The sequence below is a fragment of the Rhodoferax sp. genome, from assembly GCF_030646845.1.
In the GTDB taxonomy this organism is placed as follows: domain Bacteria; phylum Pseudomonadota; class Gammaproteobacteria; order Burkholderiales; family Burkholderiaceae_C; genus Rhodoferax.
This window is the reverse complement of the sequence record NZ_JAUSLE010000040.1, coordinates 1-2,622: the sequence shown is the minus strand read 5'-3', so window position 1 is coordinate 2,622 and position 2,622 is coordinate 1. Positions and strand designations below refer to the sequence as shown.

The window sequence follows — 2,622 nt, the reverse complement described above, 5'->3', positions numbered from 1 at the left end:
CCTTCATTCTCAAGCGCGACCTGATGGGCCCCGGCATCAGCAACGCCGACGTGCTGGCCGCCACCGAGTGCGTGATGCCCTGCTTCGAGATCGTCGACTCGCGCATCCGCGACTGGAAGATCAAGATCCAGGACACCGTGGCCGACAACGCCTCCTGCGGCGTCTTTGTGCTGGGCGACTGCGCCGTGGACCCGCGCCGCGTGGACCTGTCCACCTGCGGCATGGTGCTGGAGAAAAACGGCGAGATCATCGGCACCGGCGCCGGCGCCGCCGCTTTGGGCTCCCCGGTAAATGCCGTGGCCTGGCTGGCCAACACCCTCGGGCGCCTGGGCATCGGCCTGAAAGCCGGCGAGGTCATCCTCTCCGGCGCACTGGCTGCCATGGCGCCGGCCAAGGCGGGCGACAACTTCCGCATGTCGATTGGCGGCATGGGCAGTTGCTCGGTGCGCTTTCACTGAAGGCGGCTGGACCGATGAGCACTGCTGCTGCCCCTGCCGCTGGCGCGGTCACCGTGCTGGTGTCGCGCCGTGTCAAGCCGGGCCATGAAGCCGCTTTCGAGCAGGCCTGCGCAGCCATGACCGCGGCCGCGCGGCCGTTCCCCGGCTATCTGGGCGGGCAGATGGTGCGCCCGGACCCGGAGGGTGATGACGAGGAAAGCAACCTCTACCATACGGTGTTTGCGTTTGACACGCCAGAGCATCTGCAAGCCTGGCAAAACTCACCCGAGCGCGCCGAGCGCCTGCAGGTCATCGGCACGCACACCCTGAGCAGCACGCAGCTGCGCGAGGTCAGCGGCCTGGGCCACTGGTTTACCCCGGCCGGCAGCGCAGCCCACAAGCCGCCCCCGCGCTGGAAAGTGGCGGTGGTCACCTGGCTGGGCATCTTTCCCACGGTGTACTTTCTGTTCCTGACGGTGGCGCCCTTCCTGGCGGACTGGCCGCTGCTGCCGCGCGTGATGGTGATCACCCTGCTGGTGGTGTTGCTCATGACCTGGGTGGTGGCGCCGCGGCTCACCACCTGGCTCAAACCCTTTCTGTACCCGCTTCAGCGGGACAAGACCTGATAGGCAAGCAAGATGGATCTTCAACTCCAGGGCAAGCGTGCCTTGATCACCGGTTCGACCTCCGGCATCGGCTGGGCCACTGCGCGCGAGCTGGCTGCCGAGGGCGCGCACGTCATTCTCAATGGGCGCGACCCGGCCCGGCTGGCCAGCGCGGTGGCGCGCATCCAGGCGGAATTGCCAGAGGCGTCGGTTGACGGTGTCGCCGCAGACCTGTCCACCCCGGCGGGTTGCCAGCAACTGCTGGGCGCCGCTGGCGAACTCGACATTCTGGTCAACAACCTGGGGATTTTCGAGCCCAAGGCCTTCGAGCAGATTGGCGACGACGACTGGACGCGCTTCTTCGAGGTCAATGTGATGAGTGGCGTGCGCTTGAGCCGCCATCACCTGCCTCGAATGAAAGCGCGCGGCTGGGGCCGCATCGTGTTCATCTCCAGCGAATCGGGCATTTGCCCGCCGGCTGAGATGGTGCATTACGGCATGAGCAAGTCGGCGCAATTGTCGGTGTCGCGCGGTCTGGCGGAAACCTGTGCCGGCACCGGCGTGACGGTCAACAGCGTGCTGCCCGGCCCGACCCGTACCGAGGGGGTCGGTGAGTTTTTTGCCGCGCTGGCCCGTGACGCCGGTCAAACGTTGCAGCAGGCCGAGCACGACTTTTTCAAATTTGCCCGCCCGACTTCGCTGCTGCAGCGCTTCATTGAGCCGACTGAAGTCGCGGCGATGGTGACCTATATCTGCAGCCCGCGCAGCGCCGCCACCAACGGCGCAGCACTGCGCGTTGAAGGCGGCGTGGTGCGCACCTTTATCTAAATCTCAACTTGTGGAGTCTTCATGAAAAAAATCAAATGCGCCCTGATCGGGCCCGGCAACATCGGCACCGACCTGCTGGCTAAACTGCAACGCAGCCCGGTGCTGGAGCCGGTCTGGATGGTCGGCATCGACCCTGAATCCGATGGCCTGAAACGTGCCCGCGAGATGGGCATCAAAACTACAGCCGAGGGTGTCGATGGCCTGCTGCCGCATGTGCTGGCGGACGGCGTGCAGATCGCCTTTGACGCCACCAGCGCTTACGTGCATGCCGAAAACTCGCGCAAGCTCAATGAACTCGGCGTGATGATGATCGACCTGACGCCCGCCGCCATCGGTCCCTTCTGCGTGCCGCCGGTGAACCTGATGGAACACCTGGGCAAGGGCGAGATGAACGTCAACATGGTGACCTGCGGCGGCCAGGCGACCATTCCGATGGTGGCGGCAGTCAGCCGTGTGCAGCCGGTGGCCTATGGCGAAATCGTCGCCACCGTGTCGAGCCGCTCGGTTGGCCCCGGCACACGCAAGAACATCGACGAATTCACCCGCACCACCGCAGGCGCGGTGGAGAAGGTGGGCGGAGCCAAAAAGGGCAAGGCCATCATCATCATCAACCCGGCCGAGCCGCCGCTGATGATGCGCGACACCGTGCATTGCCTGACCGAAACCGCGCCCGATCAGGAAAAAATCACCGCGTCGATCCACCAGATGCTGGCCGAAGTGCAAAAGTATGTGCCCGGCTACCGCCTGGTCAA

4 protein-coding genes are annotated in these 2,622 nt (G+C 65.1%); all 4 read left to right on the top strand.

Annotation, left to right across the window (positions count from 1 at the left end; all coding sequences use genetic code 11):
* On the top strand, nucleotides 1-458 hold a 458-nt coding region (locus Q7T10_RS09940), incomplete at its 5' end, for a fumarylacetoacetate hydrolase family protein (protein WP_304747755.1).
* A gap of 14 nt (nucleotides 459-472) precedes the next feature.
* On the top strand, nucleotides 473-1,063 hold the full coding sequence (locus Q7T10_RS09935) for an antibiotic biosynthesis monooxygenase (RefSeq protein WP_304747753.1): 591 nt from the start codon (nucleotides 473-475) through the stop codon (nucleotides 1,061-1,063).
* A gap of 12 nt (nucleotides 1,064-1,075) precedes the next feature.
* The gene (locus Q7T10_RS09930; protein WP_304747751.1) at nucleotides 1,076-1,870 is read left to right on the top strand and encodes an SDR family NAD(P)-dependent oxidoreductase; all 795 of its coding nucleotides are present in this window, start codon (nucleotides 1,076-1,078) and stop codon (nucleotides 1,868-1,870) included.
* A 21-nt stretch (nucleotides 1,871-1,891) separates the two neighbouring features.
* Nucleotides 1,892-2,622 (top strand): acetaldehyde dehydrogenase (acetylating) (locus Q7T10_RS09925; protein ID WP_304747749.1); only part of this gene is annotated, 731 nt, incomplete at its 3' end.

What these genes read in the sequence shown, in the direction of transcription:
- Q7T10_RS09935 (WP_304747753.1), top strand. Translation starts at nt 473, where the DNA reads ATGAGCACTGCTGCTGCCCCTGCCGCTGGCGCGGTCACCGTGCTGGTG.
- Q7T10_RS09930 (WP_304747751.1), top strand. Translation starts at nt 1,076, where the DNA reads ATGGATCTTCAACTCCAGGGCAAGCGTGCCTTGATCACCGGTTCGACC.